Annotated in this window: 15 protein-coding genes, 1 tRNA gene and 1 other RNA gene; 14 read left to right on the plus strand and 3 right to left on the minus strand. The window is 42.6% G+C overall.

The annotated features are described in order from the left end of the window. Positions 1–187: 187 nt before the first annotated feature. Positions 188–943 (minus strand): hypothetical protein, encoded by a 756-nt coding sequence (locus I3257_RS03635; RefSeq protein WP_201580890.1) that lies wholly within the window; start codon positions 941–943, stop codon positions 188–190. A 142-nt stretch (positions 944–1,085) separates the two neighbouring features. Then, on the minus strand, positions 1,086–1,553 hold the full coding sequence (locus I3257_RS03640) for an Lrp/AsnC family transcriptional regulator (RefSeq protein WP_201580891.1): 468 nt from the start codon (positions 1,551–1,553) through the stop codon (positions 1,086–1,088). Positions 1,554–1,843: 290 nt separating this feature from the next. Between I3257_RS03640 and rarD the strand changes: the two genes are divergently transcribed. Continuing rightward, the gene (gene rarD / locus I3257_RS03645; RefSeq protein ID WP_238048851.1) at positions 1,844–2,866 is read left to right on the plus strand and encodes an EamA family transporter RarD; all 1,023 of its coding nucleotides are present in this window, start codon (positions 1,844–1,846) and stop codon (positions 2,864–2,866) included. A 104-nt stretch (positions 2,867–2,970) separates the two neighbouring features. On the opposite strand, the gene smpB is transcribed toward rarD, so the two are convergent. Beyond that, positions 2,971–3,447: an SsrA-binding protein SmpB gene (gene smpB / locus I3257_RS03650; RefSeq protein WP_011512728.1), complete on the minus strand. Its 477-nt coding sequence runs from the start codon at positions 3,445–3,447 to the stop codon at positions 2,971–2,973. 358 nt (positions 3,448–3,805) lie between these two features. On the opposite strand from smpB, the gene coaD reads away from it, so the two are divergent. The 13 genes from coaD (at position 3,806) to lepA (ending at position 18,310) form a co-directional block, all read left to right on the plus strand. After that, positions 3,806–4,324, plus strand: coding sequence for a pantetheine-phosphate adenylyltransferase (gene coaD / locus I3257_RS03655; protein WP_238048852.1), 519 nt, complete (start codon positions 3,806–3,808; stop codon positions 4,322–4,324). A 101-nt stretch (positions 4,325–4,425) separates the two neighbouring features. Next, positions 4,426–4,674, plus strand: a complete 249-nt coding sequence (locus I3257_RS03660) for a YfhL family 4Fe-4S dicluster ferredoxin (protein WP_238048853.1) — start codon at positions 4,426–4,428, stop codon at positions 4,672–4,674. Between the two features lie 3 nt (positions 4,675–4,677). Beyond that, a complete protein-coding gene (gene bioA / locus I3257_RS03665) occupies positions 4,678–5,994 on the plus strand; it encodes an adenosylmethionine--8-amino-7-oxononanoate transaminase (RefSeq protein ID WP_238048854.1) in 1,317 nt (438 codons plus the stop codon). Positions 5,995–6,005: 11 nt separating this feature from the next. Beyond that, on the plus strand, positions 6,006–6,746 hold the full coding sequence (bioD, locus tag I3257_RS03670; protein ID WP_238048855.1) for a dethiobiotin synthase: 741 nt from the start codon (positions 6,006–6,008) through the stop codon (positions 6,744–6,746). Between the two features lie 113 nt (positions 6,747–6,859). After that, positions 6,860–7,242, plus strand: an RNA gene (gene rnpB / locus I3257_RS03675) — RNase P RNA component class A. A gap of 119 nt (positions 7,243–7,361) precedes the next feature. Then, a tRNA-Met gene (locus I3257_RS03680) sits at positions 7,362–7,438 on the plus strand. Positions 7,439–7,676: 238 nt separating this feature from the next. After that, positions 7,677–8,489: an ABC transporter permease gene (locus I3257_RS03685; RefSeq protein WP_238048856.1), complete on the plus strand. Its 813-nt coding sequence runs from the start codon at positions 7,677–7,679 to the stop codon at positions 8,487–8,489. A 14-nt stretch (positions 8,490–8,503) separates the two neighbouring features. Continuing rightward, complete coding sequence (locus tag I3257_RS03690; protein ID WP_060490415.1) at positions 8,504–9,175, plus strand: ABC transporter ATP-binding protein; 672 nt, start codon at positions 8,504–8,506, stop codon at positions 9,173–9,175. Next, positions 9,153–10,259 (plus strand): capsule biosynthesis protein, encoded by a 1,107-nt coding sequence (locus tag I3257_RS03695; RefSeq protein WP_226950228.1) that lies wholly within the window; start codon positions 9,153–9,155, stop codon positions 10,257–10,259. Before I3257_RS03690 ends, I3257_RS03695 begins: the two co-directional genes overlap by 23 nt. A 55-nt stretch (positions 10,260–10,314) precedes the next feature. Continuing rightward, positions 10,315–12,096 (plus strand): polysaccharide biosynthesis/export family protein, encoded by a 1,782-nt coding sequence (locus I3257_RS03700; protein ID WP_238048857.1) that lies wholly within the window; start codon positions 10,315–10,317, stop codon positions 12,094–12,096. An 80-nt stretch (positions 12,097–12,176) separates the two neighbouring features. After that, positions 12,177–14,759, plus strand: a complete 2,583-nt coding sequence (locus tag I3257_RS03705) for a capsular polysaccharide biosynthesis protein (protein ID WP_238048858.1) — start codon at positions 12,177–12,179, stop codon at positions 14,757–14,759. A gap of 160 nt (positions 14,760–14,919) precedes the next feature. Continuing rightward, entirely contained in the window at positions 14,920–16,164 is a 1,245-nt protein-coding gene (locus I3257_RS03710) for a capsular biosynthesis protein (RefSeq protein WP_238048859.1), read from the plus strand. A gap of 349 nt (positions 16,165–16,513) precedes the next feature. After that, a complete protein-coding gene (gene lepA, locus I3257_RS03715) occupies positions 16,514–18,310 on the plus strand; it encodes a translation elongation factor 4 (protein ID WP_238048860.1) in 1,797 nt (598 codons plus the stop codon). The last annotated feature ends 48 nt before the right edge of the window (positions 18,311–18,358 follow it).

Raw genomic sequence — 18,358 nt, forward strand, 5'->3', positions numbered from 1 at the left:
AAAAAGCCGTTATTCATTAAAAATATTAACGGCTAATTTAAAAGCGCTCATTTTAACATGAATTACGCTCATTATGTGATAAACGATTAGCGATAAGTTATTGATAGTTTAAGTAATCTATGAATAAAAAGGCTTCTAGGAACTAATAATCTTTTTGTGCTAAATCATCGTTTATAGTAAGGATTTGCTACTCTAATAACTGAAATGGGAAAGTGACAACGTCAAAAGCTAAGGCAAAAGGCAATAAAACCAGCTTCTGAGCCGTATTTGCGCCACTACGAGACACTTGATTTTGCTGACTTTGGGTATAAAAGCTCACCGTATAAGGCTTAGTTAAAGGGCGATAATTGGATTGGATTAAGCTGAGATTACTCACTTGCGGATAAATAGCGCCTTTGACAGGAACGCTAAAGCAAAAGCGCTGAGCATTGATACGCTGGTCACTGGCTGAGGTACATTCTTTGCCGTTGTTTTGCAAAAAGAACTGATAGTCAGAACGTTTAAATTCATCTCTTAGTTTGGCATAAGACAGCTTCATTTCACCCTGAAAGTAGCCATCGTTATTGGGCACATAAAAGTTCATCTCATTATCGACTTGGATATTTTTTGGCGTCAAATTGGTCAGTAAACCCACCATCTCTGTCCCACCTTGGGTCAGCACATAGCTGTTCTTTTCGCCAACGATAACCATGGTCGCATTTGGCATTTTGGGTAATGCCTGTGCAGGGCGACCAAAAGCTACGATTTGATCTTCAGACAAAACGTGTTTAGTTGTCGTTTTGCTGACTCGATTGTCACTGTCTAATAATGAGCTAGTGGCACAGCCTGAGCTGGCGAGCAATGCCGCAAGGGACGCCACTGATATCACTGTCTTAAAGCTTAATGCTTTTAGTACTGGATTATTACTTTCTTCTTTTCTAATGGTACGGGTGTTTTTAGTCATGGTAAGGCTTCCTTGTCTACTAGGCGATGGACTACTGGTGCGGCATCTATTATTTACTGCCAAACTTTCGTTGATATCGTACCTTGTTTGACCGCGACTTATCTACTTTTAATTAAACAGCCAAGCAGTTTTCATAATCAAATTAATCGAGCAAAATCTTTGTGCCACTTTTAGTAAAGTTCATCACAAATTGGCTTTTAAAGTTGCGCACATTATTCTCATAGGTGAGCAAACCAGTCGTGAATCGATGGTAATCGCTCATATTTTTGGCATTGACCATCAACATAAAATCCGCATCACCAGACACCTCATAACAGCTCATCACCTGTGGCTGTGTATTCATCAAGCGCTCAAACCGATGTTGCATCGAGGTATTTGAGCGCGCCATCTCTATCATTACCACAGCAGTGAGTCCGTAACCCACCTTATTTGGGTCAACGATAGCGACTTGCTTGGTAATGACACCGTTGCTGATTAATGCTTGAATACGGCGCTGGGCAGTAGCGATAGACACATGCACTTGTTCTGCTATGGTTTTTAATGGCAAGGTCGCATCGTCCTGTAATAAATTTAAAATCGCTTTATCGATATCATCTAAAACTTGGCTCATGGTGTTCTCTCTTTTAGAAAGCGTTTTATTCACTGGATTTCTTATAATTATTATCACTATAAGTCAAAATTTAAGAAAATATTTATTTTTAAAGGTTCTAAAAGCTAAATTTATTCGTAAATAGATTTTTATAGGAATAATATCTCACCGACACTCAGTAAAATAGGTGCTATTAATCAAGGTCTAACAACCAAAACTTAGCAACCAAAACTTAGCAACCAAAGCTTAACCCTAACAAGTAAAAGCTCACAGCTGGTTTTCTAATATCTATGTAAACTTACGGTGCTTTTATGTCTACTTCAATGCTTTCTACTGTCTTTGTAAATACGCTAGCAACGACTGTCTCGCGCTTGCCATTGCCAGCGATTTGGACGGCGGGTAGCGCACAGCAACGCACATTAATATTGGGCGTCATACTAGCAATCTTGTCGAACCTTTTATTTGGCGTATTTTATGCTTACAGCAGCTTTTTGGCGCCATTGTCAGGTACGCAAGTCTTTATCTGGCGGATGCTGGCAATGTGGGCGGCATTGGTGGGATATTTGCTGATCAGTGGGCGCTTAGGTTTTCACATCGATAAACTCAAAGCGCTAGGCACAGTTAAACAATGGGCGTGGTTGTTATTGCCAACATCGATATTCTTAAGCCAGTTTTGGTTATTTATGTGGGCACCGGTCAATGGGCAGGGCGTACAAACCGCGATGGGTTATTTCTTATTCCCACTGATGATGGTGGTGTTTGGTTGCCTGCTATTTGGCGAAAAGTTAAGCCGTCTGCAATGGTTGGCGGTTGGCTTTGCCGTATTAGGAGTCGGCAGTGAAATTATCCGTACGCAAAGTGTCTCTTGGGCAACGCTTTGGGTCTGCGGCACGTATCCGCTGTATTATATTTTGCGCCGTTTGCAAGGTATCGGTGCGATTACTGGGTTATTGGTTGATTTGACGATATTTGCACCGTTTGCTTTGGCGTATTTATTTTTTATTGCACCGAGTAGTCTAAGCTTGGTTAGCGGTTCCGGCTTTTTTATTCTCATGCTGGCGGGACTTGGTGTCATGAGCGTGTTGGCCATGAAAACCAATGTGGATGCTAGCCAAATGCTGCCAGTGAATGTCTATGGCATGATGAGCTATTTAGAGCCTGCATTATTATTTATCTTAGCCATCACTGTACTGGGCAACCCTTTTGAATCAGCGATGATTTATAGCTATGGTTTGATTTGGCTCGGTATTGTCTTTTTAATTGCCCATGGGGTTAGGCAGTTGCGCCGCGCTCATAAACAAGCGCAAACGACAAAGATTGCGCCAGCTATTTGAAAATTAATAAGTAAGCTTGATTGAACAAATAAAAACGGACGATTCAGTATAAAGTTGAATCGTCCGTTTTTTTAAGATTAACACCAATCTGTTGAAAGATGGCTTTAATCTAAATCCTTCTTAAAGCCACGCTGCTTATCACGTTCCCAATCACGGTCTTTAAGCGTTTTACGTTTGTCGTGTTGTTTTTTACCCAGTGCCAAGCCAATTTGACATTTCACCAACGAGTTTTTCCAATAGCAGGATAACGGTACGCAGGCATAGCCTTTTTGGTTGACTGCACCCATTAACTTTTCGATTTCGCGGCGATTAAGCAGCAGTTTACGGGTACGGATACTATCAGGACTGACATGCGTCGAGCTTGAAAGCAGCGGTTGAATATGCGCGCCAAATAAGAATGCCTCATTATTACGAAAGATAATATAAGCTTCGGTAATGGTCATTTTGCCTGCGCGAATGGCTTTTACTTCCCAACCTTGTAACGACAGACCTGCTTCAAACGTTTCTTCAATAAAATACTCGTGTCGAGCTTTTTTATTGGCACAAATTTGATTCTCTGGTTTTTTTGATTTTTTTGACATAATTTCTCCATAAGGACTGCCTACAAATACAAAGTCCTTATCTGACTAGTCCTACTGATTCCTCATCCTAACTCAATAAATGGTATTGTCCTTTATTTGGTTTATAAAACGGATGAGTCGAACCGCCTATTGTAGCAAAGCCTCTAATAAAAATGTAAGTCGGCTATTAGGACAAATGTAGCCAATATAGTCGAAGTCATTTAAGGTGGTCACACAGCAATCGAGCGCAAACAGAAGACTGAGTACATTAAGTGAGGTTAAGGCGGTAACTATTTACAAATGCATCGACGATAAGTATTAAGTTTGAGAAAAATTTGCTAGCATATAGCCTACTATTACTGACCCTATTAGCCACGCTATGAGCCACTCTACTTCTGCTAACCCCTCAAAGCTGCACACCAGAATTTTATATCCTGGTACCTTTGATCCTATTACCAATGGTCATGTAGACTTGGTCACACGCGCCACCAAACTGTTTGATGAGGTCTTTATTGCGGTGGCCTCAGGACATCACAAAAAGCCTTTATTTAACTTTGAGGAGCGCGTCGCCTTAGTCGAGACAGTATTTGCTGACTTACCACAAGTATCGGTGGTGGGTTTTGAAGGTCTACTCGTTGACTTTATGCGTGAAAAAAACGCCACCGCTGTCTTACGAGGTCTGCGTGCGATGTCAGATTTCGAATATGAGTTTCAGCTGGCCAATATGAACCGTGAGCTTGATGAAAACTTTGAAGCGGTGTTTTTGACGCCATCGCAGAATTACTCATTCATCTCTTCGACGATGATTCGAGAAATCGCCAAACTCGGTGGTGAAGTGACTAAATTTGTCCCGCCATGTGTCTCACAAGCTTTTGCTGAAAAACTCAATCTTAGATAGCAAAATACCTGCTGACAATGAAGATGTGTCGAACATTTAAACGCATCGAAATCGTCAAAGCCAACGATACAAGTGCTATAAGTAAATATAAGGAGCAGTCTATGGCGTTATTAATTACTGATGAATGCATCAACTGTGATGTGTGTGAGCCTGCCTGCCCAAACGAAGCCATCTCAGAAGGCGATGACATTTATGTGATTGACCCTGATTTATGCACCGAATGTGTCGGGCACTTCGACGAGCCGCAATGCGTAGTCATTTGCCCTGTGGATTGCATCCCTTATGATCCCAATCATGTCGAGACCGAAAGTGATTTGTTGTCAAAATATAAACGCATTACTGGTCAATAAAATATGACAACATCACTCTTATCTACGAAATCAACGAACGACTTTGACCAGCAACATCTCTGGCATCCTTATGCTAGTCTACCGCCGACTTATCCTAATATTGTGATTGATCACGCTGATGGTATTTATATCGTCACGCAAGATGGTACGCGTCTGATCGATGGTATGTCATCGTGGTGGGCGAGCGTCCATGGCTATAATCATCCCAAGCTGAATGCAGCGATGATTGAACAATTGGGTAAAATGGCGCATGTCATGTTTGGTGGTTTGACCCATCAACCCGCAATAGATTTGGGCAAAAAACTGCTGTCAATTGTGCCTGCTGGACTGGATGCCATATTTTATGCCGATAGCGGCAGCATTGCGGTAGAGGTGGCTTTAAAAATGGCATTGCAATATCAAATTGCCGCTAAGCGTCCGCAAAAGTGCCAATTTGCCTCGACCCATTCTGGCTATTATGGTGATACGTGGCATGCGATGAGTGTCTGCGACCCTATCAATGGCATGCACAGCTTGTATGGTAAACAGTTACCTATGCAGCATTTTGTGCCAGCTCCGCCACTAGGCTTTGAGCGTGATATTAGCCAGTCTGAATATGATGAATTAACGGATTTCTTTGATAAAAATAGCGATAAGTTGGCTGGATTTATTATCGAGCCGATTATTCAAGGCGCAGGCGGCATGCGCTTTTATAGTCCTCAATATTTACAATTGCTTCGCAAATTGTGTGATAAATACAAAGTGGTACTAATTACCGATGAAATTGCGACTGGTTTTGGGCGTAGTGGCAAGCTATTCGCTTGTGAGCATGCAGGTATCAGCCCTGATATCATGACGATTGGTAAAGCATTAACTGGCGGTTATATGACTTTTGCGGCGACTTTGTGCACTCGCAAAATTGCCGATACCATTAGCCAAAGTGATTATCCATCCCTTATGCATGGTCCGACCTTTATGGGCAATCCGCTAGCTTGTGCCGTCGCTTGTGCCTCAATTGATTTAATACTCTCCTATGATATTGAAGCACGTACAGCAAATATCCAAACAATAATGAAACAACAACTTGCGCCAGTTGCGAGTTTAAATGGCGTTGCAGAAGTACGTTGTTTGGGTGCAGTCGCCGTCATTGAGCTAAATGAAGCGGTTGATATGTCGACCTTTCAGTCTTTATTGATTGAAAACGGTATTTGGGTCAGACCCTTTGGCAAATTGGTGTATATCATGCCGCCATATGTGATTAGCGAATACGAACTTGTCACTCTTTGCGAAGCGTTATTAAAAGTGGTGAGCACGTATTTAAGCCAAGCTTATTTAACGTAAAAAGGTCAAGAATGAGCGTTCTCTTTATCTCCGGTATCGATACCGACATTGGCAAAACCTACGCCACTGGTATGATTGCAAAGGCACTCATGCAGCAAGGCGTCAACGTCATCACTCAAAAGCTGGTGCAAACGGGCGTGGCGATTAATCCACTCAATGGCGAGATGGGCATTGCTGACGATATCATAGCGCATCGTCAACTCATGGCTATTCCTCTACAGCCATGTGATCTTGATTTTACCACTTGCGTTCATCGCTATGAAAAGCCTGCATCACCGCACTTAGCGACTCGATTATCAGGAGAAGTGCTAGATCCTAAACTGATCACTAGTGCCACCAAACGATTGCAAGCTACGTATGACTTGGTATTACTAGAAGGTGCTGGTGGATTGCTCGTACCAATAACGGAGCAATTATTAATTTTAGATTATATTGCTGCTCAAGGTTATCCGATTGTTTTGGTCACTTCTGGTCGTTTAGGCAGTATCAATCACACATTACTGAGTTTGGAAGCAATAAAAGCCCGTGGATTATCTGTACATAGCGTTATTTATAATCATATCCATGACGATGCTGCTCAGACAGATGCTGAGATTGCAAATAGTACCATGGATTTTTTACAAAATTATTTAGCTGCAAATTACCCCAAAGCGCATTGGTTACAGATACCGTATATAGATGGCAGTCATCAAGCCAATTATGAGGCGTTATCAAAAAGCTATTCATTGTCTTTACCAGTCGATTTCGTCTAAAAGCTTTATGAGTGTGGTTTCTTTTCTATCGCAAAATAGGCTTTTATCTCAAGTCTGCAAATAAATAGAAAACTCATTCCCAATTAGTCGATATGTTTGCTATACTAGCGCGCTTGGTAGACTAGGCAATCGCCGCTGCACACTGGCAACAGACATGCAGGGGAGGAAAGTCCGGGCTACATAGGGCAGCGTGCCAGCTAACGGCTGGGCAGGGTAACTTGACGACCAGTGCAGCAGAGAGTAGACCGCCTTTGGCTTATATGAGTATCGCAAGATGTTCATGTCATCGGTAAGGGTGAAAGGGTGCGGTAAGAGCGCACCGCGTGTCTGGCAACAGTTCACGGCATGGTAAACTCCACGCGTAGCAAGACCAAATAGGCATCGGCATGGCGCGGCCCGCGTTCGATGCGGGTAGGTTGCTTGAGCGTACGAGCGATTGTACGCCTAGAGGAATGATTGTCCACGACAGAACCCGGCTTATCGGTTTACCAAACCTTTTTTATTGTTCGTGATAAAAATGCAGCTAATTTGAATAAATTTCATATTTTCTGCAAAAAATGCCCTTATAGGGGTTGACGACAGTCAACAGCTTGGGTAAAATGTGCATCCTAAAATGGCGATGTAGCTCAGCTGGTTAGAGCGCATGACTCATAATCGTGAGGTCAAGAGTTCAAGTCTCTTCATCGCCACCATTTTTAGCAATACCTGCAATATTAAAAATGCCAATCATTATTTGATTGGTTTTTTTTTGCCTGAAATAAATTATTTAAGAATATGGTGAATGGCTCAATGGGCACCATAAAACATAATAATTACCTACTGATTTCTTGCTAAATCATAGCTTTATCTGTTTAGGTACAGATTAATTGTTGTAACTTATGTCCCGCTTACTTATCATAGGGGCTGTTTTCGGTAAAGTCCTGTAACGCCATGTCTGTACAACTACCTCCTTATCGTCCTATTAAGCATCGCAGTGGTTTAAAAGTCATGGGTGCTGCATTTCATGCCTTGCTAATGCGTGAGCTGCAAACGCGCTTTGGTGGTTATCGCTTGGGCTATCTGTGGGCGCCATTAGAAATTATTTTTCAAATGCTTATATTTCTAGTGATTTTTGGCGTAATTATTGAACGTGCATTACCAGGAATGAGCTTTCCATTGTTTTTGGTTGGTGGAATGGTTCCTTTTCGTATGTTTCAGACTATTGCGACTAGAGCACTAGGGGCTGTTGAGGCCAATCAAGGACTTTTGATGTACCGTTCAATACGGCATATTGACGTCATTATTGCCAGATCAGTTTTAGAGCTTATTATTTATTTTTTAACATTTATTATATTGTTGGTTGGCTTGGCTTTCTTTAATGATTACGCCAGTTTGGGAAATTTGCATATTGTATTATTCTGCTGGATAACGCTGTTTATGTTCAGCTTTGGCGTCGCTCTAATCATGATGATTATAGGTTATTATGGTGGTGAAATTACCAAGGTAATTACGATTCTCTTTACCATATTGTATTTTGCTTCAGGCATCATTTATCCCATTCATATTGTTCCAGAGCCATATTTTAGTTATTTACTTTATAATCCTTTTATCCATAATATTGAATTGATACGACACGCTTTAGCGCCCAATTATCCCGCTTATCATATTGATATAACGTACTTTTTAAAGTGGATGGTTGCAGTAAATTTCTTAGGCTTATTAATGTATAAAGCAGTAGAAAGAGACTTAATACGTTCTAAATAACGACAGGTAAATGAATGATTGAAATTAGAAATGTTTCTAAGTCTTTTATGACCAAGCAGGGTCGGCATTATCTATTTAAAGATTTGAATCTGACCATTGGTGATAAAAAAAGTGTGGGTTTACTCGGTCGTAACGGGGCGGGTAAATCGACTTTGCTGCGTATTATTTGCGGACTAGATAAGCCTGATCACGGAGAGATTATTACCGACTCGACGATTTCTTGGCCAGTAGGGGTAGCCGGCGGCTTCCAAGGTAGTTTGACGGGTCGTCAAAACGTCCGCTTTGTTTGCCGTCTTTATTCAAGCGGTCCCTATATTGACGAAAAAATTCGTTTTGTGGAAGAGTTTGCAGATATCGGTAATTATTTCGATATGCCGGTTAAAAGTTATTCATCAGGGATGAAAGCACGCTTAACGTTTGGCTTAAGCTTGGCCTTCGATTTTGATTATTATATGCTTGATGAAGCAGGCGCTGTGGGTGATGCGGCTTTTCGTAAGCGTAGTGAAGAGATATTGGCCGCGCGCCGTGAACAAGCAGGGTTTTTGATCGTATCGCATAACATCGGTGATATTAAGCGTAATTGTGATATTGGTATTGTGCTAATGGATCAAACAGCACACGTCTTTGAAGACACAACAGAAGCGATTGAGGTATATGAAGAGCATGTCCACAAAGCGAAAAAATAAGATAATTGACTTCTCGCTGTTTATTGGCTTGGTGGTCCTCCCTTGGGTATTGGTGATATTTTATGTCATGACCATTGCTCATCCGCGGTTTATTTCGACGGCTGATGTGGTGGTCAAACAAGTCAGTGATACCAGTGTGCCTTCTGGCGGTGGACTGTCGGCCTTGTTGGGTGTGAACAGTACCAGTAAAGAAGATGCGACTTATCTGACCGAGTATATTCTATCCAATGATATGGTGAAGCGCCTTGATAATAAGTTCAAGTTCCGCGAAGCGTATCATGTCGATGGCTCAGATCCGCTTAATGAGATTGAGCCTGATGCCACACAAGAAGAGTTACTTGAGTACTTCAAAAAGCGTGTACACATCAATCTGGACGAGCAAAGCTATGTGCTGTCAGTATCGACGGAAGCCTTTGATCCAAAGTATGCTTTTGAGCTGAATAAAACGATCCTCAATGAGTCTGAGCAGTTCGTCAACCGTATTTCACAAGAGGTGGCTCGTGATCAGCTGGTATTTGCTGAGACACAGTTAGATGAATCACAAGATCGCCTAAATGATGCCAAAGAGCAGCTATTAAAGTATCAAAACGAAAATGAGATTTACGATCCACAATCCAATGCTCAAATTGTGAATCAGCTGATTGGTAGTTTGCAAGCGCAATTAAGTTCATTACGTACCGAAGAGCGTCAATTACTCAGCTATCTGAACCCAGACGCACCGCAAGTAGTGTCATTAAGAAGTCAGATTAAAGCAGTCGAAGAGCAAATCAACCAAGAGCAAACCAAGCTGACATCACCGAATACCACCAAGTTAAACCGTCAAGCGGTACAGTTTGAGACTATCAAGGCAGATGTTGATTTCGCTACTGAGCTCTATAAATTGTCGTTATCTTCACTTGAGAAGGCACGTTTAGAAGCCTTTAAAAAGATGAAAAATTTGATTGTCATCTCAACACCATATCAAGCTGAAGAAGCAACTTATCCACGCCGTGCTTATATTATTTGGACGTCGCTAGCATTACTTTTGATGCTTTATGGATTTGTGCGCCTAGTGATGGCGGTTGTCCGTGATCATCGTAGCTAGTTTTAACACACCAGATATCAGTAATGATCGATAGATCAGCAAAGGAATACCACTCATGAATATGAAACCACGTCCTCTTGTGACCGTGATAAAAGTGTTAAGTTTGGCCATGGCAGCCAGTAGTGTGCCCGCGCTAGCAGCAGGCAGTTATGCGGATCAAATCTCAGGATCTAGCTTTGGCACCAGCAATAACAGCATGAGTCAAGACCAAAACAGCAATAACATCAATGTCTCAACACAGGCATTTGCAGGTGGTGTATTAGGACAGGCGACCGCGCAAGAAGCGGTTAATGCCTCAAGCTTGCCAAGTCAGTCAGTCATCAATACCACGCGCCCCTATCAAGAAATCAACACGCAAGACATGATGTTTGGTGAGCAGCTCTTCCGAGGAGCATTTTCGACCACCTCTGGCTCTACCTTTAATGACAGTTACGTGATCAACCCGGGTGATAACGTCCAAGTACGGATGTGGGGCGCTTATCAATATGCTGCTACCATGACCGTCGACCCACAAGGCAATATTTTCTTGCCAAATATCGGTCCAGTACGTGTCTCAGGTGTGCAAAATGGCAGTCTGCAAAATGTGGTAAAAAGTGCTGTCAGTCGTATTTATCGCTCGAACGTTGGCGTTTATGCCTCATTAGAGCAAGCACAACCAGTGAAGGTATTTGTAACAGGTTTCGTTAAACAACCTGGTTATTACGGCGGTTTAGCAGCAGATGCCGTATTGTCTTATTTGGATAGAGCGGGCGGTGTTGATCCGACTCGTGGTAGTTATATTGATATTCAAATCAAACGTAATGGGCAAATGCTACAGCAAGTCAATCTATATGATTTTCTACTGGCGGGTAAATTACAAGCATTCTCTTTTCGTGATGGCGATGTGATTACGGTTTCACCGCAGAAAAAAACCTTTGAAGTAGGCGGCCAAGTTCAAAACGAATATACCTTTGAATTTGATGTGAATGATTTGACCATTGGTGATGTGTTGCAAGTGGCCAATCCCGCAGCAAATGCGACCAACGTTAGTATCACTCGCAGTGCAGGACGTGCACAGACGGCGGAATATTACTCGTTGGCAGAAGCTCAAAACGTGCCTGTTTATAATGGTGATCAGATGGTAGTTACCTCCGATCGTTATGCGGGCACAATCGCGGTGCAAGTAAAAGGTGCGCATACAGGTAATGGTGCCATGGTTGTACCATATGGTGCTCGCTTAAAGGACATCGTGCCACAGCTACAGCCAAGCCCACTCGCTAAACTGACTCATTTGACCATTTATCGTGAGTCTGTTGCTGAGCAACAAAAACGCATGATTAATGAGTCACTCGATCGTCTAGAAGAGCTGACGCTTGCCACGCAGTCGACCACTCGTGAAGAAGCAGCACTGCGTCAAGACGATGCAGCATTGGTTAAGCAGTTTGTCGCCAAAGCGCGTAATGTTAAAACGACGGGTCAAATTGTTGTCGTCCCGAATTCGTGGCAGGATATTATTCTGCAGCAGGGTGATATCATTGAGATACCTGCGCAAACGTCTGTCATTACCGTTAATGGTCAAGTACGAGCACAAGGCGCGCTGACCTTCAACCCAGATTATACCGTTGGTGATTATGTTGCCAATTCAGGCGGTTTCTCTGACAATGCTGATGTTAAAGAAATCTTGATTATCCATCAAAATGGCGCCAGTGAGGTGGTCAATACCGCTTACCGTATCCAGCAAGGCGATGAGATTATGGTATTACCAAAAGTCAAAACCAAGCGCGTAGAAATTGCTCGTGGCTTATCGCAAATTGTTTATCAATTAGCCATCGCTGCTAAAGTGGTTCTCGATTTATAACCATTATTGAAAAGTTGTATAACAAGAGAACAAGTCATCTGCATAGATAGATGTAAAAGTAATGAATAAGGGTGTTAGAAATGGCAAAAAGCGCGGCAGATGATGTCAATGTGGCAGTGACCTCTCACTCTGATAATGCCTTGCTTTTGCCATCATCCGCATACCAATTGCCACAGCATTTGGCGGTCATTGGTAAGGGTATGCGTCAAAACAATGTACTTTTGTCTCAGGTATTGCAGGCAGATATTCAGCGCTGGTATCCGTGGTCAGGTATACAGCAACGTATCAATGCAGGTAAAACGCATTTACTGTCTGCATTGCCATTACCTAATGTTGTAAAAAATCAGATAACTCATTTGTCCAGCTCCTCTCTCTCTTTTCAGCAACCCGATGCCTTTATCGGTTGGGGTCGTAAAAAAAGTTATCAACGAGCTAATACAGTGGCTAAGCGGCAAAAGCTTGAGACATTGAGTGTTGAAGATGGCTTTTTGCGCTCATTAGATTCTGGTATTGGTAGCCGTCATGGCCTGAGTGTCGTCGTTGATGACCTTGGTATTTATTTTGATATGACGCATGACTCACGCCTTGAGCGGCTGATTATTGAGCGTACTAAAAATGCTACTACGCCTAATAATCACGAAATAGATGACGCGCACGCGAGGCAATTGATTGCACGTATTTGTAATGAGCAGCTCAGTAAATATAACACAGTGATCGATTGTCCGTCCTTGAATAAATTGATAAATGAAGACGGCGTTAATACAACAGCAGATCCATTGAAATCGCATGTTTTATTGATTGACCAAGTGGTTGGTGATGCTTCTATCACCGGTGCGGGCGCGGATAAACGTCAGTTTAAGAAGATGTTAACATCTGCGTGTCGTAATCATCCTCATGCCCATATTTGGATAAAGGCACATCCTGCATCAAAATCGGGACACCTGACTCGTTTAAAACTACCTAAGCAGGTTCGGTTATTAACTCAAGCGCTCAATCCTATCGAGCTATTAGAGCAAGTTGACCATGTTTATACGGTCAGCTCCCATATGGGCTTTGAAGGGTTGATGTTAGGTAAAACAGTACATTGCTTCGGGGTCAACTGGTATAGTGGCTGGGGTCTAACTGATGACAGCGGCGCACCCAAAAATCTGCTTAAAGCGGTCGAAAAACGTCGTCAAAAACTTGTCAGCAAACAGCTAGAGTCTAGGGGACACTCAAATCCTGCGTTGTTTCCTACATCATTTGCTAAAAAAACATCTGCAACGTTAGAAACGTTATTTTATAGCGCCTATATAGATTATAGTCGTTATGTAGATCCAGCCACCAAGCAAGCCTGTGATATTGATACAGCGATAGAATGGCTAGTGACTAATCGATATTGGCAAGCGCGCCTTGAAGGGGATCTCACGATATATGAATTTAGTCGCTGGAAATTACCATTTGTAAAAGCTTTTACGAATCTACCGCGTACGACATTATTTATCAAACCCAAGCCACGTCTCAAGAATTTATTGCATCCTGATCATTTTCGTGTTGATTATCAGCAGCCTCTACTAGCGTGGGGTTTGGCTAAACGCCAGCAAGTACAAAATAAATTACAGCGTAAGCTTGAGAGACAGCCACATTTGTCCATACCGTCTATATACTGTATGGAAGATGGATTTATCCGCTCAAATGGTTTGGGCGCGACGTTGTTAGCACCGTTGTCGGTCGTCATAGACAAGCAAGGTATTTATTATGATGCGACCCAGCCTTCAGATTTAGAGACGTTGCTACGCCATTGTCAAGCACTGAACCCACAGCAAAGTGTCCGTGTACAACAGCTGCAAGATAAATTGCTGAATCAGCGGGTGAGTAAATACAATGTTGGAGCTGATGTCGCCAGTGCCAATAACCAGCATACTTCTTGGATGCATGAGGCTAGAGTATCTGGCAAGCGCCGTCTGCTTATCATCGGTCAAGTCGAAGATGATTTATCGGTGCAGTACTGCGGCTCGACGATCAAAACCAACAGCGGCTTGATTGAGCGTGTATGCCAAGATAATCCTGAGGCTTATCTTATTTATAAGCCGCATCCTGACGTTGAAGCAGGACTAAGGGCTGGTAAGGTTAGCGCAGAGTTTTTACAGCAGGTCAGTGCCGTCGCCTATGATACCGCGATGCCTGATTGCTTAGAGTGTGTTGATGAAGTACATACGATTAGCTCATTGACTGGCTTTGAGGCGTTGCTGCGCGGTTTAGACGTTACTTGCTACGGCTTACCGTTTTATGCTGGTTGGGGGTTAACGGCAGATATTGATGCCCAGTTTTCACCGAAAGCTGACTATTTAGAGAGACGAAAACGCGACACTGCATTAACGCTTGAGCAATTGTTATATTGTGCGCTTATTCGCTATCCCTTATATCGTTTACCTAATGGCTACGGGCTTGCACAAGTAGAGCAAGTGATTGACTATTTATACCCTCCTAAAAGCGCTCCTTTGCTTAAAGATATTCATAATACAGCGTCTCAAGCGCAAATATCTAGCCCTATAAATAGCTGGATTAACCATGCGACTTCAGTTTTATCCACGCTACCTGACAATTTTAAACGCCAAGCGACGACTCGTTTTATGCAGCAGCGTCATCAATGGCAGCAGCGCCTGCGTAAACTATCTCGTTAGTTTATTCTAAACTTGTGACGCAAATCCATTGCGACAAGTAGGGGCTTTTTCGGTATAATCAGTGATAATTGATGTGTATTCACACGGCTTAATATTCAAGTTGTTTAATAAATACTCTCGCTTTTATCCTTCATCTTCTCATTAATGGTAATTCAATACTATGGCAGCTTCGATGTCTCACTTGCTTACTCATCGACACGTCTTGCTGTTACAAGGAAAGATGGGCGGATTCTTCAACCGTTTTTCGACATTTCTGCAAACTCAAAATATTAAGGTTAGTAAGATTAACTTTAATGCAGGTGATGCATTCTTTTATCATCATGATAATACCTATGAATATACCGATACATTAGCGCAGTTCTCTTCTTGGTTGCAGGCTTTCATTGAAGAAAATAGCATTGATGCGATTGTCTGTTTTGGTGATTGTCGTCCGCATCACACCCAAGCTGCTTGTATCAGTGAGCAGTTGGGCACCTCTTTTTTTGTATTTGAAGAAGGCTACTTACGTCCCGATTACATTACATTGCAAGAATATGGCATTAATGGCTATTCGCGCTTAAATACGGCAGATATTAAAGCGCTCAAAAAAGCCAATGATAAACCACTGTATACTCACAATCGTTTTTATCGTTTGAGTATCGCTGCAATTGTCTACTATATTATCGTTTGGATATACAAAAGTCGCTATCCGCATTATTCGCATTATCGCGGTATGACGGCGTGGCAAGAAGCAATCGCTTGGCTCAAAGCACCATGGCGTAAACTGCGAGGGTATTTACCTGATAAGCAATTGCAAAATAAGCTGACCAAAGAACAAAGTAATAATTATTTTTTGATTAGTTTACAAGTGCATAATGACTCGCAGATTACCCATCATAGTGACTACCGTGATGTGGTGCAGTTTATTGATGAATCTATTGCCAGCTTTGCAGAGTATGCTGATAAGCAGCAATTACTGGTATTCAAGCATCATCCGTTAGATCGTGGTCATCGAGATTATCGCGAACTGGTATCTAGCTTGGCTAGACGCTATCAAGTGGCGGAACGTGTGTTTTATGGTTGCGACATGCACCTGCCAACCTTGATGAAACACAGTATTGGGATGGTGACCATCAATAGCACGACAGGTTTGCAATCGGTATATCACAAAAAACCTACCAAGATCATGGGTCGCGCGATTTATGATACGCCGAAACTGATAGATCAGAAACCACTTAATGAGTTTTGGCAACAACCTAACCACCCAGATAATGAGTTTTATCTTAGATTTCGTGAATACTTGATAGAGCAAACTCAGATCAACGGGGCTTTTTACGGTAAGTCACCATGGATGTATAAATATCTGCATAGCGCAGGATGTGAACCCATAGAGAGCGATCTGTCCAAAACCAATACCCCTCAGTAGATTATTGATTGTTCATATCCAGTTAGCATGAGTCTTGTCGAAGTGAATAAGGTGCTATCAAGCGGCTCGCTTTCTATCTGTACAGTTATCCGCTCGTAACTTCACTTGTAAATACTCCCTCTGCTAATAAAATCGCCTTACTTTATGGTAGAAAACTGCTAGAATACTCTTTCATGCCTGCGCATAAGAGTTGACGTCCTGAGCGGTTGATTGGAGATGATAATATTGGCAAATAAGCTGATTCTAATTATATTCTTTTCAACGATGGACAGCTATTTTAGCGGTTGCGCCTGACAGCATTTATTTCTTAATTTTATTATTCTATCACCCTTAATTTAGTAGGCGCTTTGTGACTGCATTAGCAAATATTCGTAACTTTTCAATCATTGCCCACATTGATCATGGCAAGTCGACGCTTGCTGATCGTTTTATTCAAATGTGCGGTGCCTTGCAAGATCGCGAGATGCAGGCGCAAGTACTTGACTCCATGGATATTGAGCGTGAGCGCGGTATCACCATTAAAGCGCAGTCGGTAACCTTATTCTACGATCATCCTAATGGTGAGCGCTATCAGCTCAACTTTATCGATACTCCAGGACACGTTGACTTCTCATACGAGGTGTCGCGTTCACTAGCCGCTTGTGAAGGGGCGCTATTGGTCGTTGATGCCGCGCAAGGGGTGGAAGCTCAGTCCGTGGCCAACTGCTATACTGCCGTTGATCAGGGTCTAGAAGTCATGGCGGTACTAAATAAAATTGATTTGCCACAAGTCGAGCCTGAGCGTGTCATTCAAGAGATTGAAGACATCATCGGTATTGACGCTGTTGATGCGCCACGAGTTTCTGCTAAGTCGGGTTTGGGCGTCGATAAATTACTAGAAGCATTGGTTGAATTTATCCCTGCACCGACTGGTGATCGTGAGGCGCCACTACAAGCATTGATTATTGACTCTTGGTTTGATAACTATCTAGGCGTTGTGTCTTTAGTTCGGGTACGTGAAGGTACTATCCGAAAAGGTGATAAACTTTATATCAAATCGACCAAAGAAGCGTATTTAGTCGGCTCGATCGGTGTCTTTACGCCCAAGCCTGTTGATACGGGTATCTTGGAGGCGGGTGAAGTCGGTTTTATTATTGCTGGTATCAAAGATATCGCTGGCGCGCCAGTGGGTGATACGATTACTCACTCTAAAACGCCAGACGTTGAGCGTATTCCAGGTTTTAAACAGATTACTCCGCAAGTCTATGCCGGTATGTTCCCTGTTGAATCTACAGATTTTGAAAAATTCCGTGAAGCGCTGCAAAAGCTACAAATCAACGATGCCTCATTGTTCTTTGAGCCTGATACCTCCGATGCGCTAGGTTTTGGTTTCCGTTGTGGTTTCCTTGGTATGCTGCACATGGAGATTATCCAAGAGCGTTTAGAGCGCGAATATGACTTGGACTTGATTACCACTGCGCCATCCGTTATCTACGAGATCGTCAAGAAAAATGGCGATATCATGTATGTTGATAATCCATCAAGACTCCCTGAGCCGAATAATATTGAAGAGTTCCGTGAGCCCATTGCCCGCTGTCAGATTTTAGTACCGCAAGATTACTTAGGTAATGTCATGACGCTTTGTATCGAGCGCCGCGGCGTACAAGTTGATATGCGCTTTATGGGTCGTCAAGTGCAGCTGATCTTTGATATTCCAATGGGCGAAGTCGTCATGGACTTCTTCGACCGTCTAAAATCGGTATCACGCGGATTTGCCTCACTTGACTATAATTTTGAGCGTTATCAAGTCGATAAATTGGTTAAAGTAGATGTATTAATCAATGGCGAAAAAGTCGATGCGCTGGCCATGATTGTTCATGAAACCCAATCACGCTATCGTGGTAATGCTTTGGTGACTAAGATGAAAGAATTGATTCCGCGTCAGATGTTTGATGTGGCAATTCAGGCCGCGATTGGTAGCCAAATTATTGGGCGTAGTACAGTGAAAGCCATGCGTAAAGACGTCTTGGCTAAGTGTTATGGCGGTGATGTGTCGCGTAAGAAAAAGCTATTGTCTAAGCAAAAAGCCGGCAAAAAACGTATGAAGCAAGTCGGTAATGTGGAGATTCCACAAGAAGCCTTCTTAGCGGTATTGCAGGTTGAGTAAGTCATTACTAATTGACTGGTCAACGATAGTTTTTTTGGTGTAATTAGT

Source organism: Psychrobacter sp. Ps7 (genome assembly GCF_022129225.1).
Lineage (GTDB): Bacteria > Pseudomonadota > Gammaproteobacteria > Pseudomonadales > Moraxellaceae > Psychrobacter > Psychrobacter immobilis_A.